Annotated in this window: 20 protein-coding genes; 11 read left to right on the top strand and 9 right to left on the bottom strand. The window is 74.2% G+C overall.

What is annotated here, in order from left to right; genetic code table 11:
* Positions 1-19: 19 nt before the first annotated feature.
* Positions 20-826 carry a TIGR02452 family protein gene (locus ABZ858_RS11455; RefSeq protein WP_361375140.1) on the bottom strand — a complete coding sequence of 269 codons (807 nt, stop codon included), beginning with the start codon at positions 824-826 and terminating at the stop codon, positions 20-22.
* A gap of 331 nt (positions 827-1157) precedes the next feature.
* On the opposite strand from ABZ858_RS11455, the gene egtA reads away from it, so the two are divergent.
* Genes egtA through egtD form a run of 4 tightly spaced genes read left to right on the top strand, consistent with a single transcriptional unit; the run spans position 1158 to position 5558 of the window.
* The gene (egtA, locus tag ABZ858_RS11450) at positions 1158-2471 is read left to right on the top strand and encodes an ergothioneine biosynthesis glutamate--cysteine ligase EgtA (protein WP_361375138.1); all 1314 of its coding nucleotides are present in this window, start codon (positions 1158-1160) and stop codon (positions 2469-2471) included.
* Positions 2468-3808 (top strand): ergothioneine biosynthesis protein EgtB, encoded by a 1341-nt coding sequence (gene egtB, locus ABZ858_RS11445; RefSeq protein WP_361375136.1) that lies wholly within the window; start codon positions 2468-2470, stop codon positions 3806-3808. The genes egtA and egtB overlap by 4 nt, the downstream gene beginning before the upstream one ends.
* Positions 3808-4599, top strand: a complete 792-nt coding sequence (gene egtC, locus ABZ858_RS11440; RefSeq protein ID WP_361375134.1) for an ergothioneine biosynthesis protein EgtC — start codon at positions 3808-3810, stop codon at positions 4597-4599. Before egtB ends, egtC begins: the two co-directional genes overlap by 1 nt.
* On the top strand, positions 4596-5558 hold the full coding sequence (egtD, locus tag ABZ858_RS11435; RefSeq protein WP_361375132.1) for an L-histidine N(alpha)-methyltransferase: 963 nt from the start codon (positions 4596-4598) through the stop codon (positions 5556-5558). Before egtC ends, egtD begins: the two co-directional genes overlap by 4 nt.
* Positions 5559-5635: 77 nt before the next feature.
* Here the strand turns inward: egtD and ABZ858_RS11430 are convergent, their stop codons facing one another.
* Positions 5636-6895 (bottom strand): extracellular solute-binding protein, encoded by a 1260-nt coding sequence (locus tag ABZ858_RS11430; protein WP_361375130.1) that lies wholly within the window; start codon positions 6893-6895, stop codon positions 5636-5638.
* 199 nt (positions 6896-7094) lie between these two features.
* Here ABZ858_RS11430 and ABZ858_RS11425 point away from each other — a divergent pair, with 199 nt between their 5' ends.
* The 5 genes from ABZ858_RS11425 to ABZ858_RS11405 all read left to right on the top strand — a co-directional run bounded on the left by ABZ858_RS11425 (position 7095) and on the right by ABZ858_RS11405 (position 12874).
* On the top strand, positions 7095-7310 hold the full coding sequence (locus tag ABZ858_RS11425) for a dodecin (RefSeq protein WP_361375128.1): 216 nt from the start codon (positions 7095-7097) through the stop codon (positions 7308-7310).
* A gap of 228 nt (positions 7311-7538) precedes the next feature.
* Entirely contained in the window at positions 7539-7772 is a 234-nt protein-coding gene (locus ABZ858_RS11420) for a hypothetical protein (RefSeq protein WP_361375126.1), read from the top strand.
* Between the two features lie 49 nt (positions 7773-7821).
* Positions 7822-8838: an MsnO8 family LLM class oxidoreductase gene (locus ABZ858_RS11415; protein ID WP_361375124.1), complete on the top strand. Its 1017-nt coding sequence runs from the start codon at positions 7822-7824 to the stop codon at positions 8836-8838.
* Positions 8839-8899: 61 nt separating this feature from the next.
* On the top strand, positions 8900-11239 hold the full coding sequence (locus tag ABZ858_RS11410; RefSeq protein ID WP_361375122.1) for an excinuclease ABC subunit UvrA: 2340 nt from the start codon (positions 8900-8902) through the stop codon (positions 11237-11239).
* Between the two features lie 135 nt (positions 11240-11374).
* Entirely contained in the window at positions 11375-12874 is a 1500-nt protein-coding gene (locus ABZ858_RS11405) for an alpha/beta hydrolase (protein ID WP_361375120.1), read from the top strand.
* Here the strand turns inward: ABZ858_RS11405 and ABZ858_RS11400 are convergent.
* The 6 genes from ABZ858_RS11400 to ABZ858_RS11375 all read right to left on the bottom strand — a co-directional run bounded on the left by ABZ858_RS11400 (position 12781) and on the right by ABZ858_RS11375 (position 18523).
* Entirely contained in the window at positions 12781-13734 is a 954-nt protein-coding gene (locus ABZ858_RS11400; protein WP_361375118.1) for a lysophospholipid acyltransferase family protein, read from the bottom strand. The genes ABZ858_RS11405 and ABZ858_RS11400 overlap by 94 nt on opposite strands.
* A complete protein-coding gene (locus ABZ858_RS11395) occupies positions 13731-14519 on the bottom strand; it encodes a GNAT family N-acyltransferase (protein WP_361375116.1) in 789 nt (262 codons plus the stop codon). Before ABZ858_RS11395 ends, ABZ858_RS11400 begins: the two co-directional genes overlap by 4 nt.
* Positions 14520-14670: 151 nt before the next feature.
* The gene (locus ABZ858_RS11390) at positions 14671-15045 is read right to left on the bottom strand and encodes a hypothetical protein (protein WP_361375114.1); all 375 of its coding nucleotides are present in this window, start codon (positions 15043-15045) and stop codon (positions 14671-14673) included.
* A gap of 100 nt (positions 15046-15145) precedes the next feature.
* Positions 15146-15895 carry a succinate dehydrogenase/fumarate reductase iron-sulfur subunit gene (locus tag ABZ858_RS11385; protein WP_361375112.1) on the bottom strand — a complete coding sequence of 250 codons (750 nt, stop codon included), beginning with the start codon at positions 15893-15895 and terminating at the stop codon, positions 15146-15148.
* Complete coding sequence (locus ABZ858_RS11380; protein ID WP_361375110.1) at positions 15892-17850, bottom strand: fumarate reductase/succinate dehydrogenase flavoprotein subunit; 1959 nt, start codon at positions 17848-17850, stop codon at positions 15892-15894. The genes ABZ858_RS11385 and ABZ858_RS11380 overlap by 4 nt, the downstream gene beginning before the upstream one ends.
* Before the next feature lies 1 nt (position 17851).
* Positions 17852-18523 (bottom strand): succinate dehydrogenase, encoded by a 672-nt coding sequence (locus tag ABZ858_RS11375; RefSeq protein WP_361375339.1) that lies wholly within the window; start codon positions 18521-18523, stop codon positions 17852-17854.
* A gap of 119 nt (positions 18524-18642) precedes the next feature.
* Here ABZ858_RS11375 and ABZ858_RS11370 point away from each other — a divergent pair, with 119 nt between their 5' ends.
* Entirely contained in the window at positions 18643-19527 is an 885-nt protein-coding gene (locus tag ABZ858_RS11370) for a LysR substrate-binding domain-containing protein (protein WP_361375108.1), read from the top strand.
* Positions 19528-19587: 60 nt separating this feature from the next.
* Here the strand turns inward: ABZ858_RS11370 and ABZ858_RS11365 are convergent, their stop codons facing one another.
* Positions 19588-20493 carry an NAD(P)H-binding protein gene (locus ABZ858_RS11365; protein WP_361375106.1) on the bottom strand — a complete coding sequence of 302 codons (906 nt, stop codon included), beginning with the start codon at positions 20491-20493 and terminating at the stop codon, positions 19588-19590.
* Positions 20494-20711: 218 nt separating this feature from the next.
* On the opposite strand from ABZ858_RS11365, the gene ABZ858_RS11360 reads away from it, so the two are divergent.
* Positions 20712-21644 carry a LysR family transcriptional regulator gene (locus ABZ858_RS11360; RefSeq protein ID WP_361375337.1) on the top strand — a complete coding sequence of 311 codons (933 nt, stop codon included), beginning with the start codon at positions 20712-20714 and terminating at the stop codon, positions 21642-21644.
* The last annotated feature ends 5 nt before the right edge of the window (positions 21645-21649 follow it).

Genomic DNA, 21649 nt, shown 5'->3' with positions numbered 1-21649 from the left:
GGGCGGCGGCGACGGCCGCTCAGGCGAACGTCCGTGCGAACGCCGCGCGGACGGTGTTCCCCGGGGTGCGGTCCAGCACCCCGAACACCACGTGCTCGAAGGCGTCCGCGAACCGCCCGCCGGGGCCCAGCAGCGTACGGAAGGCGCCCGCCACCTGCGCCGGGTCGTTGCGGAAGACCCCGCATCCCCAGGCTCCGAGCACCAGTCGCCGGTAGCCGTGCGCGGCGGCCGTCTCCAGCACGCGTCCGGCACGGACGGCGAGGGCCCCCGGCAGTCCGGCGGCCCGCTCGGGCGCGTCCCGCAGGACGACCCCGGCGTTCGGCGCCGCGGCGGTCAGGAAGCCCGCGGTGTACGGCTCGTCCAGCAGCTCGCCGCGGTCGTCGCGGAAGACGGGCACGGCCGGTGAGTGGATCACCCGATCGGAGTAGAACGGGTCACGGTGGGCCCGGTGGTGGTCGTAGAAGCCCTTGGCTTCGAGCAGGCAGGTGTACAGCGCGGAGGCCCGGCACAGGGCCTCTTCCTGGGCCTGCGCGCCGTTGAGGTAGCCGCCGCCGGGGTTCCGCGCCGAGGCGAAGTTCAGTACGGCGACCGGGCCGGTGAGCCGGCGGGCCGCGGCGAGGCTGCTCTCGCCGGTGACCTCGACGCGCGTGGCGGCCGGGCTCCAGCGCGGCACCGGCACCGGCTCGGGCCCGTGCAGGCGCGTACCGCGCCGGGCGGCCTCGACGGCCTCCGACAGGGGCACCTCGGCGCCGCCGGAGGCCCGGTAGGACCCCGCCGTCACGATCTGTTCCGTCTGCTGTGCGATGCCGCGCAGGCGCGCGCTCATGGCGCCACCCCCGTACGCGCCACGACCGCGGCCCGCGCGGCGTCCCCCGTGTTCATGCACCGATCCTGAGCGATCACGGGCCCGTGGCGCAACGGAGTTTTCCCGGACCGGGATGCCGGGCAGGAGGACCGGGGATGCCGGGCGGGAGGACCGGGGAGTACAGGGAAACGCAACGGGAAACATCGCGGAAACGACAATTCCGGGCCACTATTGTCCCGATCTGCACCCTTGTGCGAATCGATCGGAAGGTCTTGGGTGGGACGCGTGTGACACCGTCCCGGCCCACCGATCCCGGGCCGGTGGCATGGTGGAATCTCAGGAGGATCCCGACATGTCCGATGCACGATCCGCCTCGGAGGGCGGCTGTACGGAATACCGTGGCGCCGTCACCGAGGCCGGGGCCGAGGCTCTGGTCAGCGGCATCTGCTTCAAGACCGGGCCGCCCCGCACCCTCGGTGTCGAAACCGAATGGCTGGTCCACGAGCTGCGCACGCCGCGGCTCCCCGTGACACCCGAACGACTCGAAGCGGCCTACGCCGCCCTGCGGGCCGTACCCCTGGGGTCGGCGCTCACCGTGGAACCCGGCGGCCAGCTGGAACTCAGCTCACCCCCCGCCGCCTCCCTGACGGAGTGCGTCAGCACCGTCTCCGCCGACCTCGACGCCGTCCGTGCCGTACTGGCCGGGCAGGGCCTGTGCCTCGTCGGCGCCGGCCACGATCCCTGGCACACCCCCGGCAGGTTCCTGCGCGAGCGGCGCTACGACGCCCTGGAGCAGTGCCTGGACCGGAACGGGCCCGCGGGCCGGCACATGATGTGCGCCTCGGCCTCCGTGCAGGTGTGCGTGGACGCCGGCCACGAGGAGCCCGGTCCGCTGGGCCATGTGCGGCGCTGGTGGCTGGCGCACCAGCTCGGCCCGGTCCTGGTGGCCGCGTTCGCCAGCTCCCCGCTGGTCGCCGGGCGGCCCACCGGCTGGCGCTCCACCCGGCAGCTGCACTGGGCGCAGATCGGCCCGGGCCGCGCGGGCGGTCCCTCGCTGGACGGCGATCCCCGCGCCGCCTGGACACGGCACGTCCTGGACGCGCCGGTGATGTGCGTACGCCGCGAGGACGGACCGTGGCAGGTGCCCGACGGCCTGACGTTCCGCGACTGGATACGCTCCGGCCTGCCGAGACCGCCGACCCGCGAGGATCTCGACTACCACCTCACCACGCTGTTCCCGCCGGTCCGGCCGCGCGGCCATCTGGAGCTGCGCATGATCGACGCGCAGCCGGGCGACGACGGGTGGATCGTGCCGCTCGCGGTGACGGCGGCGCTCTTCGACGACCCGGAGGCGTCCGAGACGGCGTACCGGGCGGTGAAGCCGCTCGCCGAACGCGCCCTGACCCGGCCCGCGCCGCACAACGCGCTGTGGGCCGACGCGGCCCGCTCGGCCCTCGCCGATCCGGAGCTGCGCGAGGCCGCCGTCATCTGTTTCGAGGCCGCCGTCGCGGCCCTGCCCCGGCTCGGGGCCGGTGACGAGGTGACCGGCGCCGTCGCGGCCCACCTGGACCACTACGTCCGCAGGGGCCGATGTCCCGCCGACGACCTGCTCGACCGAGTGCGCGGCGAGGAAGCGCGCGTCCACGGGAAGGACATCCTCACATGACCGCCCCCGTTCCCGGCCCCGAGGCCGGCACCGAAGCACTGCGCGAGCGGGCCCTGGCCTCCCTCACCACGGCCCGCGACCGCACCACCCTTTTGACCAGTTGCGTCGAGGAGCCCGACCTGACCGCCCAGCACTCCCCGCTGATGTCCCCGCTGGTGTGGGACCTCGCCCACATCGGCAACCAGGAGGAGCTGTGGCTGCTGCGGGCGGTCGGCGGGCGGGAGGCGATGCGCCCGGAGATCGACAGTCTCTACGACGCCTTCGAGCACCCGCGCGCCGCACGCCCCACGCTGCCGCTGCTGGACCCGGGCGAGGCCCGCGCGTACGCCGCCGAGGTGCGCGGGCGGGTGCTGGACCTGCTGGAGACCACCACGCTGGACGGCTCGCGGCTGACCGAGGCGGGCTTCGCGTTCGGCATGATCGCCCAGCACGAACAGCAGCACGACGAGACGATGCTGATCACCCATCAGTTGCGCCGGGGCCCGCAGGCCCTCACCGCGCCGGCCCCGCGGCGGCCGGACCCGGCGTTCACCGGACCGGCCGAAGTCCTCGTCCCCGGCGGCCCGTTCATCATGGGCACCTCGACCGAGCCGTGGGCGCTGGACAACGAACGGCCCGCGCACCCGCGCGAGGTGGCGCCGTTCTGGATCGACACCGCCCCGGTGACCAACGCCGCCTACCTGGCGTTCATCGAGGACGGCGGCTACGACGACCCGCGCTGGTGGGCGCCGGACGGCTGGGCCCACCTGCGGCGGCACGGCATCACCGCCCCGCTGTTCTGGCGCCGCGACGGCGGGCAGTGGCTGCGCCGCCACTTCGGCGCCACCGAGGCCGTACCGGCCGACGAACCGGTCCTGCACGTGTGCTGGTACGAGGCCGACGCCTACGCCCGCTGGGCCGGGCGGCGGCTGCCCACCGAGACCGAGTGGGAGAAGGCTGCCCGCCACGACCCGGCCACCGGCCGCTCGCGGCGCTACCCGTGGGGCGACGCCGACCCGGCCCCCGAGCACGCCAACCTCGGGCAGCGCCATCTGCGCCCGGCCCCGGCCGGCAGCTACCCGGACGGGCAGTCGCCGCTCGGCGTACGGCAGTTGATCGGTGACGTGTGGGAGTGGACGGCGAGCGACTTCCTGCCGTACCCGGGGTTCACCGTGTTCCCGTACAAGGAGTACTCCGAGGTGTTCTTCGGGCCGGAGTACAAGGTGCTGCGCGGCGGTTCGTTCGCCGTGGACGCGGTGGCCTGCCGGGGGACCTTCCGCAACTGGGACTATCCGGTGCGGCGGCAGATCTTCTCCGGGTTCCGCACCGCCCGCTCGGCCCGGCCGCAGGAGTCCTGATGTGCCGTCACCTGGCTCACGTGGGCGAGGCGGTACCGCTCGGCCGGTTCCTGGTGGAGCCCCCGCACGGCCTGTACCGGCAGTCGTGGGCGCCCCGGCACCAGCGGCACGGGACGGTCAACGCCGACGGTTTCGGCATCGGCTGGTACGCCGACGGCGACCCGGTCCCGGCCCGCTACCGCCGGGCCGGGCCGATCTGGGCGGACCAGTCCTTCGCCGACCTGGCCCGGGTGGTGCGCACCACCGCGCTGCTGGCCGCGGTGCGCGACGCCACCCTGGCGGGCGCCGACGCCGAGGCGGCGGCCGCGCCGTTCGCCGCGGACCGCTGGCTGTTCAGCCACAACGGCGCCGTGCCCGGCTGGCCCGGACCGCTCGCCGCGGTGGCCCGGACGCTGCCGTCCGAGGCGCTGCTGTCGCTGGAGGCCCGTACCGACTCCGCGCTCGTCTGGGCGCTCGTGCTGGCCCGGCTGCGCGGCGGCGACGAGCCCGCCCAGGCCCTGGCCGACACCGTCCTGGAGGTCGCCGCGGCGGCCCCCGGCGCCCGGCTCAACCTGCTGCTCACCGACGGCTCCGGTATCACCGCGACCGCCTGGGGCGACACCCTGTGGTACCGCATCGAGCCGGGCCGCCGCACGGTGGTGGCCTCCGAGCCGTACGACGACGACCCGCTGTGGCGGGAGGTCCCCGACCGCACCCTGGTGGTGGCGAGCCGCACGGACGTCCTGCTGACCCCGCTCAAGGACCTCACCGAGGACCTGGTGCCCGCACCCTCCGAGGAGCCCCGCCGTTGAGTCCGTTCCGCATCACCCGCACCCTGCCCGAGGACGCCATGGCCGCCGCGCTCCGCACCGACGTGCGGCACGGCCTGACCGGCGACCCCAAGACCCTGCCGCCCAAGTGGTTCTACGACGCGCACGGCAGCGACCTGTTCGAGCGGATCACCGAACTCCCCGAGTACTACCCGACCCGCGCCGAGCGCGAGATCCTCGCCCACCGCGCGGACGAGATCGCCGCCACGCTGCCCGCCCGCACCCTGATCGAACTGGGCTCCGGGTCCTCGGAGAAGACCCGGTACCTGCTCGACGCGCTCACCTCCCTGGACACCTATGTCCCCGTCGACGTCAGCGACAGCGCGCTGCGCCAGGCCGGGCAGGCACTCACCGCCGAGCGGCCCGGCCTCACCGTGCACGCGCTGATCGCCGACTTCACCGCCGGACTCACCCTGCCCGCCGCCCCCGGCCCACGCCTGGTGGCGTTCCTCGGCGGCACCATCGGCAATCTGCTGCCCGCCGAACGCGCCGCGTTCCTGACCGCGGTACGCGCCCTGCTCTCCCCCGGCGACGGGCTGCTGCTCGGCACCGATCTGGTGAAGGACGAGGACGTCCTGGTACGGGCGTACGACGACGCGGCCGGGGTGACGGCGGCGTTCAACAAGAACGTCCTGGCCGTCGTCGACCGCGAACTGGGCGCCGACTTCGACCCGGACGCCTTCGACCACGTGGCGCTGTGGAACGCCGCCGAGGAATGGGTCGAGATGCGGCTGCGCTCGCGCGCCGACCAGACCGTGAAGGTGCCCGCCCTCGACCTCGCCGTGCACTTCGCGGCGGGCGAGGACCTGCGCACCGAGGTGTCGGCCAAGTTCCGCGAGGAGGGCGTGGCGGCGGAACTGGCCGGGGCCGGGCTGGACCTGGCCCGGTGGTGGACCGACGAGGCCGGGCGCTTCGCGCTCTCGCTGAGCGTGGTGCGGTGAGCCGGACGCGGTGAACGAGCCGGTCGGGGTGGGCCGGACGCGGTGGGCCGGACGGGTCCGGCCGGTTGCCGTGCGGCTCACCCCGGGCCGGGCGCCAGCTCCTTGGTGATCCGCTGCGAGGCGCGGCGCGCCTCGGTCGGCGGGTCGCCTCCGGCGAGCACCTTCGTCATGTACTGCTTGATCGGGTTGTCCGCCTCGACGGCCGCCCACTGCGGTGTGCTGGGGGTCGCCCTGCCGTGCGCGGCGCCCGCCGCCATGGCGGCGACGCCCTCCTCGCCGGCGACCGCGGCGGCGAGGGTGGTCTTGTTGGGGACGTAGTTCATGGTGCGGGCCAGTTCGGTGTCCCACTTGGCGCCGGTGAGCGCGGCGACCACGGCGACGGCGGCCTCCCGGTCGTCGGTGTTGCGCGGCACGATGAGGTCGGAGCCGCCGGTGAAGACGGAGCCGGGCCGCGCGGCGGTCCTGCCCGGCACCGGGAAGAAGCCGAGCCGGTCCTTGAGGGCGGGGTTCTGGCGCACGATGGCCTGGGCCAGTCCGGGCACGGCCACGATCTGCGCCACCTTCCCGCCGGCGAACACCCCGGCCTGCGGCGGGTGCTCCTCGTCGGCGCCCCTGGGCCCGTCGCCCAGGGCCTGCAGCCGCCGGTAGAAGTCCATGCCGCGCAGGGCGGCCGGGGTGTCGAGCGTGCCCTTCCAGGTGGTGGCGGACTCCTTGGCGAGGTCGCCGCCCTCGTCCCAGATGAAGCCGGACAGCGTGTACCAGTCCTGTCCGGCCAGGTAGATGCCCTGGTCGGTGTCGGTGTCGAGCTTCTCGGTGTCGGCCAGCCACTCGTCCCGGGTGCGCGGCGGGGACTGGATGCCGGCCTTCTCGAACAGGTCCTTGCGGTAGATGACGACCCGGTTGGCCGCGTACCAGGGGATGCCGTACTGGGCGGAGTTGTCCAGGCCCGGCTCGGCCAGGCCGGGCAGCCAGTCCTGCATGCCCCAGTCCCGCATCGACTCCAGCGTCAGGTTGGTCAGCCGGCCATCCTCGACATACTGGGCGACCTGCGTGTTGCCGACCTCGATCACGTCCGGGCCGTCGTCGGAGCCGGCGGACAGCGCGGACTGCACCTTGGGGCCGATGCCGGTCCATTCCTGGATGCGGATGTCCAGGCGCAGGTTCTTGTGGGTGTGCTCGAAGTCCTCGGTGAAGCGGCGCAGGAAGTCCTGCGAGGCGCTGTCCTTCATCAGCCACACGGTGACGGTGTGCCGGCCGCCGGTGCCGCCCGGCAGCGCGCCGCAGGCGCTGACCAGGGACGCGGACGCACAGACGAGGGCGAGGAGGCGACGTTTCACGAAGGGGTCCTGTTTCTGCCAGGTGGACAGGGAGATCCCGACGTGGGGGGCCGAGCTGGGCTCGTACGGGTGTCCTGGGATTTTGGTATGGACCAATGCGGAGGTCAAGTGGCGGTCCGGTCACGGACCGCACATCTCGCGCTCGCGCCCGGCGTACGGCACCGTGGAGTGACGTGTGCCACACGAGAGGAGCACCGCCATGACCGACCACACCTACCGGGTCACCGAGATCGTCGGCAGCTCGCACGAGGGGATCGACGAGGCCATCCGCAACGCCATCACGCGGGCCTCGCAGACCGTGCGCAACCTCGACTGGTTCGAGGTGACCCAGGTCAGGGGCCAGATCGAGAACGGGCGGATCGAGCACTATCAGGTGGGCCTCAAGATCGGCTTCCGCATCGAGGACACGGACTGACCGAGCGCTCCCGCGCGGGTACGTCCTCGCGTACGTCCCCCGACGCGTCTCGGCGTCTCAGGTGCTTGCCCAGCTCGGTCCGCCGGGCGGGTTCCTCGGGCGCGGCCGCGAAGAAGGCGTCCCGTTCCCGGGGCCGCCGCTCCGGGAACCGCCGCCGGTGGCCGTACGGCCGCGGCCGCCGGTGGCCGTCCGGATGCGGGTCCGGGCCCGGCACCCGATGCTGGGAGCATGTCCGGAGCACTGCCCGTCACCGTGCACCCGCCCTCGCCGACGGGCGGCCGGCGCGTCCGCGTGAACGGCGAGATCCTGGGTCTCGCGTACAGCACCGCGGATGTCGCCGAGTTCCTGCGGCGCGCGGGTCTCGACGTCGACCCCGTGGAGGTCTCGGTCTCCCCGCTCATCGACTGGCGCGGCGGCGGGCCGGAGTACTGGGGTCCCGAGCCCGACGACAGCTCCCGCTGAGGGCGGCGGCAATCGGGAATCCTGGGCGGGCTGCCGTGTTGAACCCGGTGTGAGTTCCCTGATCGCCGCCACCCGCTTCGCCGTCCTCGACCGTTCCCGCACCCGTGCGGACCGGCCGGCCGGCGAGGCCCTGCGGGACACCGTGCGCCTGGCGCAGGAGGCCGAGCGCCTCGGCTACCACCGCTTCTGGGTCTCCGAGCACCACGGCGTGCCCGGCGTCGCCGGGTCCGCGCCGACCGTGCTGGCCGCCGCCGTCGCCGCCGCCACCCGTACGATCCGGGTCGGCACCGGCGGGGTGATGCTGCCCAACCACCGGCCCCTGGTGGTGGCCGAGCAGTTCGGCGTGCTGGAGTCGCTGTACCCCGGGCGCGTCGACATGGGGCTCGGCCGGTCCGTCGGCTTCACCGACGGCGTCCGCCGGGCCCTGGGTCACGACAAGGGCGACGCGGGGGACTTCGCGGCGCAACTGGCGGAGCTGCTCGGCTGGTTCGAGGGCACCTCGCCGACCGGCGCGCACGCCCGGCCCGCCGAGGGGCTGCGCGTACCGCCGTTCGTGCTGGCCATGGGCGAGGGGGCGCAGATCGCCGCCCGCGCCGGACTGCCCCTGGTCATCGGTGATCTGCGCGACCGCGAGAAGCTGCTGCGCGGCATCGACCGCTACCGCGCGGACTTCCGCCCCTCCCCCTGGGCGGCCGAGCCCTACGTCGTCGTCTCGGGCACGGTCGCGGTGGCCGCCACCGAGGCGGAGGCCCACCGCCTGCTGCTCCCGGAGGCCTGGTCGATGGCCCACGCCCGCACCCACGGCACGTTCCCGCCGCTGCCGCCCGCCGACCGCGTCGCCGCCCTCCCGATGACCGCCAAGGAGCGCGGCTTCTACGAGTCCGGCCTGACCGGCCACCTCACCGGCACCCGGGACCAGGTGGCCGACGCGCTGGAGACGCTGCTGAAGGAGACGGGCGCCCAGGAGGTCCTGGTCACCACCAGCACGTACGACCGGGCGGCCCTGGTGGAGTCGTACCGGCTGCTGGCCGGGGTCTTCGGCGGCCGCCCGCAGCCGTCCGCATAGGATTGCGGAGTCTGCTCGTGCCCGTTCGTCGCATGTTCCCGTCACCGTCCGGAGCGCCGCCATGCATACCTCCCACGATCCGTACGTCCGTGTCCGGGGCGCCCGTGAGCACAATCTCCGGGGCGTCGACGTCGATGTGCCCCGGGACGCGCTCGCCGTGTTCACGGGGGTGTCGGGGTCGGGCAAGTCGTCGCTGGCGTTCGGGACCGTCTACGCGGAGGCGCAGCGGCGGTACTTCGAGTCGGTGGCGCCCTACGCGCGCCGGCTGATCCACCAGGTGGGGGCGCCGAAGGTCGGGGAGATCAGCGGGCTGCCGCCGGCCGTGTCGCTGCAGCAGCGGCGGTCGGCGCCGACCTCGCGGTCCTCGGTGGGGACCGTGACGAACCTGTCCAACTCGCTGCGGATGCTGTTCTCCCGGGCCGGTGACTACCCGCCGGGCGCCGAGCAGCTCGACTCGGACGCCTTCTCGCCGAACACGGCGGCCGGGGCGTGCCCGGAGTGCCACGGGCTGGGGCGGGTGCACCGCACGAGCGAGGAACTGCTGGTCCCCGATCCGTCGCTGTCGGTCCGCGAGGGGGCGATCGCCGCGTGGCCGGGGGCCTGGCAGGGCAAGAACCTGCGGGACGTCCTCGACGGACTCGGCTACGACGTGGACCGGCCCTGGCGGGAGCTGCCGGCCAAGGAGCGGGAGTGGATCCTGTTCACGGACGAGCAGCCGGTGGTGACCGTGCAACCGGTGCGGGACGCCGACCGGATCCAACGTCCGTACCAGGGCACGTACATGAGCGCCCGCCGGTATGTGCTGAAGACGTTCGCCGATTCGAAGAGCCCGACGCTGCGGGCGAAGGCCGAACGGTTCCTCGTCTCCGCGCCCTGCGCGGTGTGCGGCGGCAGCCGGCTGCGGCCCGAGGCACTGGCCGTCACCTTCGCCGGGCGCACCATCGCCGAGCTGGCCGCGCTGCCGCTGGCCGAGCTGGCCGAGCTGGCCGGGATGCCGCACGGCACGTCCGAGGCGGCCCGTGTCCTCACCGAGGATCTGAGGTCCCGGATCGCGCCCGTCGTCGAGCTGGGCCTCGGCTATCTCAGCCTCGACCGGACCGCGCCCAGCCTCTCGGCCGGTGAGCTGCAGCGGCTGCGGCTCGCCACCCAGCTGCGGTCCGGGCTGTTCGGGGTGGTGTACGTCCTGGACGAGCCGTCGGCGGGGCTGCACCCGGCGGACACCGAGGCGCTGCTCACGGTGTTGCAGCGGCTGAAGGCCGCGGGGAACTCGCTGTTCGTGGTGGAACACCACCTGGACGTGGTGCGGGGCGCGGACTGGGTGGTGGACGTCGGTCCGGGTGCCGGGGAGCACGGCGGGCTGGTGCTGCACAGCGGGCCGGTCGACGGGCTGGCCCAGGTCGCCGAGTCGGCCACGGCCCGCTTCCTGTTCGCCCCTCCCGCCGCATCGGAACGCCAAGTGCGTACGTCGGGCGACGAGTTGACGGTGGGGCCGGTGACCCGGCACAACCTGCGCGGGGTCACGGCGCGGTTCCCGCTGGGCGCGTTCACCGCGGTCACCGGTGTGTCCGGGTCCGGGAAGTCGACGCTCATCGGGGAGATCACCGAGGAGCTGCCCGGGGTCGGGCGGCTGGTCTTCGTGGACCAGAAGCCGATCGGGCGGACCCCGCGCTCGAACCTGGCCACCTACACCGGCCTGTTCGACACCGTGCGCAAGGTGTTCGCGGCCACGGACGCGGCCCGGGAACGCGGTTACGGTGTCGGGCGGTTCTCCTTCAACGTGGCCGGCGGCCGGTGCGAGACCTGCCAGGGCGAGGGCTTCGTGAGCGTGGAGCTGCTGTTCCTGCCGAGCACGTACGCGCCGTGCCCGGAGTGCGGCGGCGCCCGGTACAACGCCGCGACGCTGGAGGTGACGTACCGGGGACGCACCATCGCCGAGGTGCTGGACCTGACGGTGGAGGGCGCGGCGGAGTTCTTCGCCGACACCCCGGGTGTGGCCCGCAGCCTGCGCACCCTGCTCGACGTGGGGCTCGGCTATCTGAGCCTGGGGCAGCCGGCGACGGAGCTGTCCGGCGGCGAGGCACAGCGCATCAAGCTGGCGAGCGAGTTGCAGCGCGGGCGGCGCGGGCACACCCTCTATCTGCTGGACGAGCCGACGACGGGACTGCATCCGGCCGATGTGCAGGTGCTGATGCGCCAGTTGCACGGGCTGGTCGACGCCGGGCACACCGTGATCGTCGTCGAGCACGACATGTCGGTGGTGGCCGGCGCCGACTGGGTGGTGGACCTGGGGCCGGGCGGCGGCGACGCGGGCGGCCGGATCGTGGCGGCGGGCCCGCCGGCGCGGGTGGCGCGGGCACGGGACAGCGCGACGGCGCCCTATCTGGCCCGCGCGCTGGACTGAGCGGTGTCCGGCCCGCGCGCCGCGCTGAGCGGTGCCGCCGAGGGCTGAGCGGGTTCGCTGCGGGGGCAATCCCCCGTGTGAACCGTCGAGTTGGCCGGATGTCGGGTACGGGCGGGAACCGCGAGGCTGCTGTGCATGAAGCAGATCCTCAGCAGAAGAACCGCCTGGGCCGCCGTCTCCGTCGCGCTGCTCGGCCTCGCCGCGCCGCTCGCCCGGGCCGCGCCCGCGAGCGCGGCCGTCCCCTCCGCCCCGCTCCACTGGTCCGCCTGCCCGGACGGCGGGGCGGACATACGGCGGCAGTGCGCCACCCTCCGGGTGCCGATGGACTACGCCCGTCCCGGCGGCCGGAAGATCGACATCGTCGTCTCCCGGGTCCGGGCCGAGAAGCCCGCGGACCGCCGCGGCGCGCTGCTGCTGATCCCCGGCGGACCGGGCAACTCCAGCCTCGCCGACCCCTCGGGCAAGGGACAGAAGCTGCCCCAGGAGATCCGGGACTCCTACGACCTGATCGGGTTCGCGCCCCGCGGCCTGGCCCCCTCGACCTCCGTCGACTGCGGACTGGCCCCCGCCGACCTGGCCCTGACCACCCTGCGCCCGTGGCCGGCGGTGGACGGGTCCGTGGCCGGCAACCTGGCCGCCGCGCGGCGGATGGCCGGCGCCTGCGCCCGCAACGGCGGCGAGCTGATCCGGCACATCAGCACCGCCGACGAGGCCCGTGACATCGACCGGGTGCGGGCCGCGCTCGGCGAGCGCCGGATCTCCGCCTGGGGCGTGTCGTACGGGACGTACGCGGGCGCCGTGTACGCCCAGTTGTTCCCCGACCGCACCGACCGGATCGTGCTGGACAGCAACGACGACCCCGACCCGGCCCGGGTGGGGCGCGGCTGGCTCGCCGCCTACGCGACCGGAGCGGAGGACGTCTTCCCCGAGTTCGCCGCGTGGGCGTCGGCGCCGGGCAACCCGGTGCGGCTGGCCGCGACGCCCGCCGAGGTGCGGCCGCTGTTCCTGAAGCTGGCCGCGCGCCTGGACCACGCCCCGCTGCCCTGGACGGGTGCCAACCCGCCCCGCCTGGACGGCAATGTGCTGCGCCAGACGATGCTGGACAGCTTCTACACCCCGCGCACCGGCTTCCCGGCCCTGGCGCGGCTGATGCGGGCCGCCCTGGACGGCTCCCCGCTGCCGCCCGCGCCCGCGTCACCGCCGCAGGAGCAGGTGCAGAATGTCACGGCGGTCGGCGCGGCGACCCTGTGCAACGACGTGGCCTGGCCCCGCTCCCCCGCCGGCTACCGCGAGGCGGTCGCCGCGAGCCGCGCCGCGCATCCCCTGACCGCGGGGATGCCCCGCAACGCCATGCTCTGCGCCGCCTGGCCGTACCCGCCCCGGCAGGCGCCGGTACGGATCACCGACTCCGGTCCCGCCGACGTCCTGCTGGTGCAGAACCGGCGCGATGTGGCCACGCCGCTCGGCGGCGCGCTGAAACTGCGCCGGGCGTTCGGCCGGCGCGCGGCCCTGGTCGTGGTGGACTCCACCGGCCACGACGCCTACCTCGCCAACGGCAACCCGTGCGGCGACCGCACGGTGTCCCGCTTCCTGGCCACGGGCGAGCGGCCGGGACGGGACATGTTCTGCGGGTGAGGCCGAGGGGGTCCGGCCGGGCGGCCCGCCTGTTCCGGCCGGTCCGCCTGCTCCGGCCGGTCCTGCCGGTCCTCCGGGTCCCGCCTGCCTTCCCGGTCCGGCCGGGCGGCCAGGGCCAGCGTCCGGCGGTCCGGGCAGGTGCCCGGTGGGACGGCGGGCCGTACCTCCGCCTCGGCCACCAGGCCGCGGGCCGAGGCGACACGCCACACCGAGGCGAGCAGCGAGTCGTCGCCGACGAAGGCCGGGACGGTGCTGGGCGTGCCCTGGGCGAGGCGGTAGCGGATGCGGACGGGCTGGACCGGGACGCCCGCGTCCAGGGCGGCCTGGAACACGGCCCGGTGGAAGCGGCCCGCGGCCCGGCCGCACCAGGTGCTGCCCTCGGGGAAGGCGGCGACCGCGCCGCCGCCGCGCAGCACCCCGGCGACGGCGGCCACGGTGTCCGGCAGGGCCCGCAGCCGGTCTCGTTCGATGAACAGGGCACCGCCGCGGGCCGCGAGCGCGCCCGCCACCGGCCAGCGGCGGATCTCGGCCTTGGCGAGCATCCGGGCCGGACGGACGGCGGCCAGCAGCGGGACGTCCAGCCAGGAGATGTGGTTGGCCACCAGCAGCAGGCCGCCCTCGGGCGGGGCGCCGCCGGTGATCCGTACCCGGACCCCCACGGCCCGTACGACCGCCCGGCACCAGCGGCCGGTCCAACGGACCGGGAGCCGGGGGCCGAGCGGGGCCAGCGCGGCCCCGGCGAGCAGCAGCGCGGCGAGCGCGGCGATCCGCAGCACCGCGCGCGGTACGGCCGCCGCCGAGGAGGTGGCCCGCACGCACGCCCTGGGGGTGCAGGGCGCGCCGGGCAGCCAGGCGCTCATCGCGCGGGCGGTACGAGGGAGAGGAAGTGCCGCAGGTAGCGGGGGTCGACGCGGCGCATCGACAGGAGCACGTAGAGGTCGGCCACACCGAAGTCGGGGTCGTGGGCGGGCGCCCCGCACACCATGGCGCCCAGGCGCAGATAGCCGCGCAGCAGGGCGGGCAGCGCGGTGCGGGCGGCGGGTGCGGGCGCCGCCGCCCCGGGTGCGGGCGTCCAGGGCAGCAGCGGGCGTACCCGGTACTCCCGGGGTGCCAGGTGCTTGGCGCGGACCCGGTCCCAGGTGGCGGCGGCGAGCGCGCCGCCGTCGGCGAGCGGCAGGGAGCAGCAGCCGGCCAGCCACGCGTGGCCGCGGTCGGTCATGTACCGGGCGATGCCCGCCCAGATCAGTCCGATCACCGCGCCGTCGCGGTGATCGGGGTGCACGCAGGAGCGGCCCACCTCGACCAGGCCGGGGCGCAGCGCGTCCAGCGCGCTCAGGTCGAACTCGCCGTCCGCGTACAGCCGTCCGGCGACGGCGGCGCGTTCGGGCGGCAGCAGGCGGTAGGTGCCGACGACCTGCCCGGTGGTGGTGTCGTGGACGAGCAGGTGGTCGCAGTACGCGTCGAAGGCGTCGATGTCGTGGCCGGGTTCGGGGGTGGCGAGCAGTGCGCCGGTCTCCCGGGCGAAGACGTCGTACCGCAGCCGCTGCGCGGCCCGTACGTCGTCCTCGTCGCGGGCCAGGGCGACGGTGTAGCGGGCGGGCGCCTCGGGCTGCGGGGGACGGCCGAGAGTGGAAACGCCGGTCATGGCTGACTCCTGGGCACGGGCCGGTTCGGCGGCGGTGGACGGCGGACGCGGGTGCCGCGTCCGCCGTTCCAGTTCTTCCGACGCCGGTTGGCGCGGACGTGACCGGCGCCCCAGGAACGGGTGTGGGCTTGCTGAACGGCGCGGGCCGCGGCTACTGCGGGAGCGTGCGGCGGGCGAGCAGGCGCTGTGTCTGCTCGGCGTCGAGCACCCGCTCCAGGGTGAGCATCGCGACGGAGGCCATCTCCCACTGGGGCAGGGCCCGCCGGCCCTGGGCCGCCTCCGGGCCGACCCGTTCGACGACCGGGGCGTCCGGGGCGCCGTCCGCCTCGCCGGGCGGCACCTGGGGCAGCAGCGCGGCCAGCCGGGGCCCGGCGGCGATGTGCTCGCCGTCGTCGGCCTGTCCGAAGGTCCGGTGTATCTCCTGGAAGACGTAGGTCGACCGGTCACCGTCCCGGTCGTGCACCGCGGTCTCGAAAGCCGTGACGGCTTCGCTGGACCGCTCCCTCTCCTTGCGTCCGGAGATCACGCGCGATGCCTGGCGGCGGCCCCGCGCCTAACGCGTGACGGGACCGGGGATGAGCACCACTCCCGGTCCCGCCCGTTCGCGCCCTGTCGGCGAACGTCTCTCAGCGCCGCCCGGCCCTGCGGGTCGCGCGCAGCCATTCCTTGTTCATGCCGGTGATCGACATGAGGGGGATGCCCTTGGGGCAGGCGGTGGCGCACTCGCCGGTGAGGGTGCAGCCGCCGAAGCCCTCCTCGTCCATGCGGGCCACCATGTCCAGGACGCGCGTCTCGCGTTCGGGCGCGCCCTGCGGGAGGACGTTGAGGTGGTTGACCTTGGCGGAGGTGAAGAGCATCGCCGCGCCGTTGGGGCAGGCGGCCACGCAGGCGCCGCAGCCGATGCACTCGGCGTGCTCGAAGGCGAAGTCGGCGTCCGGCTTGGGCACGGGCGTGGCGTGCGCCTCGGGGGCGGCGCCGGTGGGGGCGGTGACGTAGCCGCCGGCCTGGATGATCCGGTCGAAGGCCGAGCGGTCGACGACCAGGTCCTTGACCACCGGGAAGGCGGCGGCCCGCCACGGTTCGATGTCGATGGTGTCGCCGTCCCGGAAGGACCGCATGTGCAGCTGGCAGGTGGTGGTGCGTTCGGGGCCGTGCGCGTCGCCGTTGATGACCAGGCTGCACGCGCCGCAGATGCCCTCGCGGCAGTCGTGGTCGAAGGCGACGGGGTCCTCACCGGCCAGGATGAGCTGTTCGTTGAGGATGTCCAGCATTTCGAGGAAGGACATGTCGGGCGAGACGCCGTCCAGCTCGTAGGTGGACATGGCGCCGTCGGCGTGGGCGTTCTTCTGCCGCCAGACGCGCAGGGTGAGCTTCATGCGTAGCTCCGCTGGGTGGGGTGGACGTACTCGAAGGCCAGGTCTTCCTTGTGCAGGACGGGGGCCTCGCCGGTGCCGGTGAACTCCCAGGCGGCCGCGTAGGCGAACGCGTCGTCCTTGCGGGCGGCCTCGCCGTCGGGGGTCTGGGACTCCTCGCGGAAGTGGCCGCCGCAGGACTCGGCGCGGTGCAGGGCGTCGAGGCACATCAGCTCGGCCAGTTCCAGGTAGTCGACGACGCGGTTGGCCTTCTCCAGGGACTGGTTGAACTCCTCGCCGGTGCCGGGCACCTTGATGCGCCGCCAGAACTCCTCGCGGATCAGCGGGATGCGCTCCAGGGCCTTGCGCAGGCCGGCGTCGGTGCGGGCCATGCCGCACAGCTCCCACATGAGTTCGCCCAGTTCGCGGTGGAAGGAGTCGGGGGTGCGGTCGCCGTCGACGGCCAGCAGCAGGTGCAGCCGGTCCTCGGTCTCGGCGAGTACCTCCTGGACCACGGGGTGGTCGGCGGTGAGGTCGTCGTCGGGGGACGTGTGCGGGTGGCGGGCCAGGTAGTCGTTGATGGTGGCGGGCAGCACGAAGTAGCCGTCGGCCAGGCCCTGCATCAGCGCGGAGGCGCCGAGCCGGTTGGCGCCGTGGTCGGAGAAGTTGGCCTCGCCGACGGCGAACAGGCCGGGGACCGTGGTCTGGAGGTCGTAGTCGACCCACAGGCCGCCCATCGTGTAGTGCACGGCGGGGTAGATCCGCATCGGCACCTCGTACGGGTTCTCCGCGGTGATCCGCTCGTACATGTCGAAGAGGTTGCCGTACTTCTCCTGGACCTGGGCCCGGCCCATGCGCCGGACGGCGTCCGCGAAGTCCAGGTAGACGCCCTGGCCGCCGGGGCCCACTCCCCTGCCCTCGTCGCAGACGTTCTTCGCGGCGCGGGAGGCGATGTCGCGGGGCACGAGGTTGCCGAAGGAGGGGTAGATCCGCTCCAGGTAGTAGTCGCGCTCGTCCTCGGGGATCTCGTTCGGCGGGCGGTCGTCGCCCTTGGCCTTCGGCACCCAGATACGGCCGTCGTTGCGCAGCGACTCGCTCATCAGGGTCAGCTTGGACTGGTGGTCGCCGGTGCGCGGGATGCAGGTGGGGTGGATCTGGGTGAAGCAGGGGTTGGCGAAGTAGGCGCCGCGCCGGTGCGCCCGCCAGATCGCGGTCGCGTTGGAGTTCATGGCGTTGGTCGACAGGTAGAAGACGTTGCCGTAGCCGCCGGAGGCGAGCACGACCGCGTCCGCGAAATAGGTGTCGATCCTGCCGGTGATCAGATCGCGGGCCACGATGCCGCGGGCCCGGCCGGCCACGAGGATCAGGTCCAGCATCTCGGTGCGCGGGTGCATCTCGATGTTCCCGGCGGCGATCTGCCGCGACAGCGCCTGGTAGGCGCCGAGCAGCAGTTGCTGGCCGGTCTGGCCGCGGGCGTAGAAGGTGCGGGAGACCTGGACGCCGCCGAAGGAGCGGGTGTCGAGCAGGCCGCCGTACTCGCGGGCGAAGGGCACGCCCTGGGCCACGCACTGGTCGATGATCTCCACGGAGATCTGGGCGAGCCGGTGCACGTTGGACTCGCGGGAGCGGAAGTCGCCGCCCTTGACGGTGTCGTAGAAGAGGCGGTGCACGGAGTCGCCGTCGTTGCGGTAGTTCTTGGCGGCGTTGATGCCGCCCTGCGCGGCGATGGAGTGGGCACGGCGCGGGGAGTCCTGGTAGCAGAACTGGACGACGTGGTAGCCCTGTTCGGCCAGGGTGGCACCCGCGGAGCCGCCGGCCAGGCCGGTGCCGACGACGATGACCGTCTGCTTGCGGCGGTTGGCCGGGTTGACCAGCCTGGCCTCGAAGCGCCGGGTGTCCCAGCGCTCGTGGACGGGCCCGGCGGGGGCCTTGGTGTCGGCGACCGGCTCACCGGTCGGGTAGTGGGCGTAGGAGGTCATGTCAGCTCACCACTCCGGTCATCACGCCCACCGGTACGGCGATGAAACCGGCGGTGAGCAGGACTGCGAGGACGTCGGCCACGGTCTTCAGGGCGCGGTCGCGGGCGCGGCTGCCGACGCCGAGGGTCTGGGCGGCGCTCCAGAAGCCGTGCCGGATGTGCAGGCCGAGCGCCAGCATGGCGACGATGTAGATCACGTCGCCGTACCAGGTGGAGAAGGTGTCCACGACGTTCTGGTACGGGTGGCCCGCCTGGAACCCGCCGGAGTGCACGGTGCCGGTGGTCAGGTCCAGGATGTGCCAGACGATGAACAGGCCGAGGATGATCCCGCCCCAGCGCATGGTGCGGGTCGCGTAGCTCGCCCGGGGCCTGGCGTGCACGTACTTGGCCGGGCGGGCCCTGATGTCGCGGCGGCTGAGCTGGTACGCGGAGACGGCGTGCGCGACGACCGCGACGACCAGCACCACCCGGATCAGCCACAGCGTCCACTCGTAGTGCATGAACGGCTCGCCCACCGTGCGCAGCCAGTGCGCGTAGTGGTTGAACTCGCCCGCGCCGAAGTAGATCTTCAGGTTCCCGATCATGTGGGCGATCAGGTACAGCAGCATGATCAGGCCGCTGACCGCCATCACGGCCTTCTTCCCGACGGTCGACCGCCACACGGTGCGTGCCATGGACGGCCGTCGGTCCGTCCGCGTTGCCAGAGCCATGGGCAAGACGGTAGGACGACACCGTGCCATCGGTCCAAGACATGGTGCGGCTGGATTCGATAGGGGCAGGCTATGGTGGCTGGGTGCAGTTCCAGCAGCTCCAGTACTTCGTGGCGGTCGCCGAGACCCGGCACTTCACCCGGGCCGCCGATCTGGTCCATGTCGCCCAGCCCTCGCTGTCGCAGCAGATCAAGGCGCTGGAGCGGGAGCTGGGCGCGGACCTGTTCCTGCGGGCGCGCGGCAACATCACGCTCACCGACGCCGGGGAGGCGCTGCTCCCGCTGGCCCGGCGCATCCTCGCCGACGCGGACACCGCCCGGCACGAGGTGCAGGAGCTGGTGCAGCTGCGCCGGGGCCGGGTGCGCCTGGGGGCGACCCCGAGCCTGTGCACGGGGCTGCTGCCGGACGTGCTGCGCGCCTTCCACGACCGCTATCCGGGCATCCGGCTGCTGATCGAGGAAGGCGGCTCGCACGATCTCGTACGGGAACTGGCGCGCGGCGCGCTCGACCTCGCCCTGGTCGTGCTCCCGCTGCCCAGCCCGTCCCCCGCGCTGACCACGGTCGAGCTGCTGCGCGAGGATCTGGTGGTGGTCTCCTCACCGGAGGCGCCCGCCCCCGGCCGGGGCCGGCCGGCGGTGCGCATCGCGGACCTGGAGGGCGAGCGGCTGGTGATGTTCCGGCACGGGTACGACCTGCGGGAGCTGACGGTGGCCGCGTGCCGCGCCGAGGGGTTCGAGCCGGACCTCGCGGTGGAGGGCGGCGAGATGGACGCGGTGCTGGGCTTCGTCCGGGCGGGGCTCGGTGTCGCCGTCGTGCCGCGCATGGTCGCCACCCGCTCCGGCCGCGCCCTGCGCGTCACCCCGCTGGCCCGCCCCGGCCTGCACCGCACGATCGCGCTGGCCCACCGCAGCGACGTGGCCCCGCCGAGGGCCGCGCGGGAGTTGCAGCGGATGCTGCTGGAGCGGTGAGCGGGAGTGCGCACGCGCCAAGACGGTGGGCGCGGCTCCGCCACGGACTCCCGGGCCGCCTCAGCCGAGGACAGCCGGCTTCAGCGTCTCCTCGCACCACGTACGGAACCCGGTGGGCGCGGTCCGGGGGGTGCTCGGCGCGGCGGCGCCGTAGAAGTCCTTGGCGTCCAGCGCCCGTGTCATGTCCGCCAGGCCGCGTGCCCACGCCTCGCTCGCGCCCCGGCTCACCAGGGCCGCCCGGTAGTCCTCGGCGCTGGTGAGCCGGGCGCGCACGGGCCGCCCGAGCACCTCGGAGACGACCTCCGCCATGCCTTGGGCGGTCAGCGCGTCGGGGCCGACCAGCGGGACGTCGTCCCGCCCGGTCCAGGCGGCGTCGAGCAGCAGCCGGGCGGCCGTGGCGGCGATGTCGCCGGTGGCGCAGGTGCGCAGCACCCGGTCCTCGGCCATCGCCAGGCGGAATTCCCCGTGCTCGCGGATCGACTCGGCCTGGCCGAGCAGGTTCTCCATGAGGAACGGCGGGCACAGCGCCCGGTAGTGCACGCCGGTGGCGGCGATCGTGTCGTCCATGGCCAGGGACGCGGAGATCTGTCCGGCGTCCTCGGCGACGCCGCGGCCCAGCGAGGAGACGGCGACGACCCGCTCGACGCCCTGTTCCCCGATCACCTGGCACAGCGACTCGGTGAAGGTCTCGAAGTGCCCCTCGACGCTGCCGGCCGCGGGGTCCGGCGGCACCAGCCAGAACACCCGGTCCGCGCCCGCACAGGCCGCGCCGAGCACGGCGGGGTCGGCGTGCGAGCCCTGGAACACCTCGACGCGGTCCCGCGCGTGCGGTGCCAGGCGGGCGGGGTCGCGGACGACCACGCGGACCGGCCCGGCGGCCTTCCGGGCAGCGCCGTCGGGGGTGTCGAGGAGGAGGTCGAGAAGCCGCCGGCCGATCTGGCCGGTGGGCGTGGTGACGACGATCACGGGTCACTCCTGGAGTCGGAAGGGGATCGAGCGGTTCACGGGGAACCGACACACCGATCCTCGGTCCCGGCCCGCGGGAACTGAAGGACCGATCCGGTCCTGGCCATTACCCTGAAGGTAATACCGCTCGATGGATACCGGTCGGCGGATACCGGTCGGCGGATACCGGTCGGCGGGAGAGAACGGGAGGAGACGAGGCCGTGGAGACCCCCTTGGACCTGGAGTCCCGTCCGCTGCGCTACTTCGTCGCGGTCGCCGAGGAGCTGAACTTCGCCCGCGCCGCCGCCCGGCTGGGCATCTCCCAGCCGCCCCTGTCGCGGGCCATCCGCCAGTTGGAGCGGCAGCTCGGCGTCACCCTGTTCGAGCGGACCACGCACAGCGTCGCCCTGACCCCGGCCGGTACGGTGCTGCTGGCGGAGGCGCGGATCGCGCTCGACGCGCTGCGGGCGGCCGGGCGACGGGCACAGCGCGCGGCCGGCCCGGGCACCGGTCTGGTGCTCGCGGTGAAGGCCGACGGCGACGCGGGCCTGCTGGAACCGGTCCTGGAGCGGTACGCCGCCGAGCCCGGCGCCGTCCCGGTCACACTGCGGCTGTGCGACTGGCAGGAGGCGCCGCGGCTGCTGCGGCAGGGGGAGGCCGATGCCGCCCTGGTCCACGAGCCGTTCGACCGCACCGGCCTGGACAGCGAGACGCTGGCCGTGGAGCCGCGCGTGGCGGTCCTCGCCGCGACCGATCCGCTGGCCGCGCGCGACCGTCTCACGCTGGCCGACCTCGGGCTGCGCCCCGAGGAGGTGCAGGGGTTCGTCGACCGGGTGCGCGCCGAGGGCCGCGACCTCGCCCAGCTGATGACCGTGGTCGCGCTGGGCGAGCTGATCACGCTGCTGCCGGAGTCGGTCGCCCACCGCTATCCGCGGCCCGGGGTCGCCTACCGTCCGGTCGCGGACGCGCCGCCGACGGTCCTGGCGATCGCCTGGCCGCGGCACTCCCGGTCGACGGCGACCGCCGCCCTCGTCCGCGCGGCCACCGCCGCGGCGGAGACCGTACGCGAACAGGCCGGACACGAGCCGGCGACGGACCTCGATCCAGCTCCTGCCCCCGGGCCGGCTCCTGGAGCGAGGGCTCCGGAGGTGAGGCGGCCCGTGCGTCCGTGAGGGCC

The sequence above is a fragment of the Streptomyces sp. NPDC047017 genome (assembly GCF_040644175.1).
GTDB lineage: Bacteria > Actinomycetota > Actinomycetes > Streptomycetales > Streptomycetaceae > Streptomyces.
Note: the sequence above shows the minus strand (reverse complement) of the source record. Positions and strands in the feature narration are given on the sequence as shown.